The following is a 1,608-nucleotide window of genomic DNA, read 5'->3' as shown; positions in this document are numbered from 1 at the left end:
TACGGTACCATTTTGCCTAGTTCCTTCACCCGAGTTCTCTCAAGCGCCTTGGTATTCTCTACCCGACCACCTGTGTCGGTTTGGGGTACGATTCCTTACAATCTGAAGCTTAGAGGCTTTTCCTGGAAGCATGGCATCAATGACTTCACCACCGTAGTGGCTCGACATCGTATCTCAGCGTTAAGAAGAACCGGATTTACCTAAYTCTTCCGCCTACGTACTTGAACCTGGACAACCGTCGCCAGGCCCACCTAGCCTTCTCCGTCCCCCCATCGCAATTGTAAGAAGTACGGGAATATTAACCCGTTTCCCATCGACTACGCCTTTCGGCCTCGCCTTAGGGGTCGACTTACCCTGCCCCGATTAACGCTAGCCTTCTCCGTCCCCCCATCGCAATTGTAAGAAGTACGGGAATATTAACCCGTTTCCCATCGACTACGCCTTTCGGCCTCGCCTTAGGGGTCGACTTACCCTGCCCCGATTAACGTTGGACAGGAACCCTTGGTCTTCCGGCGAGGRRGTTTTTCACCCCCTTTATCGTTACTCATGTCAGCATTCGCACTTCTGATACGTCCAGCATGCGTTACCACACACCTTCAACCGCTTACAGAACGCTCCCCTACCCAATGCACTAAAGTGCATTGCCGCAGCTTCGGTTTACTACTTAGCCCCGTTACATCTTCCGCGCAGGCCGACTCGACCAGTGAGCTATTACGCTTTCTTTAAATGATGGCTGCTTCTAAGCCAACATCCTGGCTGTCTGAGCCTTCCCACATCGTTTCCCACTTAGTAGTAATTTGGGACCTTAGCTGGCGGTCTGGGTTGTTTCCCTCTCCACGACGGACGTTAGCACCCGCCGTGTGTCTCCCGGATAGTACTTACTGGTATTCGGAGTTTGCAAAGGGTTGGTAAGTCGGGATGACCCCCTAGCCTTAACAGTGCTCTCTTTGGGACCTTAGCTGGCGGTCTGGGTTGTTTCCCTCTCCACGACGGACGTTAGCACCCGCCGTGTGTCTCCCGGATAGTACTTACTGGTATTCGGAGTTTGCAAAGGGTTGGTAAGTCGGGATGACCCCCTAGCCTTAACAGTGCTCTACCCCCAGTAGTATTCGTCCGAGGCGCTACCTAAATAGCTTTCGGGGAGAACCAGCTATCTCCAGGTTTGATTGGCCTTTCACCCCTAGCCACAAGTCATCCGCTAATTTTTCAACATTAGTCGGTTCGGTCCTCCARTTGATGTTACTCAANCCCAGTAGTATTCGTCCGAGGCGCTACCTAAATAGCTTTCGGGGAGAACCAGCTATCTCCAGGTTTGATTGGCCTTTCACCCCTAGCCACAAGTCATCCGCTAATTTTTCAACATTAGTCGGTTCGGTCCTCCARTTGATGTTACTCAAYCTTCAACCTGCCCATGGCTAGATCACCTGGTTTCGGGTCTATATCCAGCGACTGAGTCGCGCAGTTAACACTCGCTTTCGCTACGGCTCCCCTAGATGGTTAACCTTGCCACTGAATATAAGTCGCTGACCCATTATACAAAAGGTACGCAGTCACACCACGAAGGTGCTCCTACTGCTTGTACGTACACGGTTTCAGGTTCTATTTCAC

At 51.7% G+C, this 1,608-nt stretch carries 1 rRNA gene; it reads right to left on the bottom strand.

The annotated features are described in order from the left end of the window. Window positions 1-1,608: ribosomal RNA gene (locus L1D60_RS23345) — 23S ribosomal RNA — on the bottom strand; the annotation flags it as partial.

Origin of the sequence: Vibrio sp. Isolate30, assembly GCF_022397975.1 — a bacterium.
GTDB lineage: Bacteria > Pseudomonadota > Gammaproteobacteria > Enterobacterales > Vibrionaceae > Vibrio > Vibrio fortis.
This window is presented reverse-complemented; position numbering and strand designations above follow the sequence as displayed.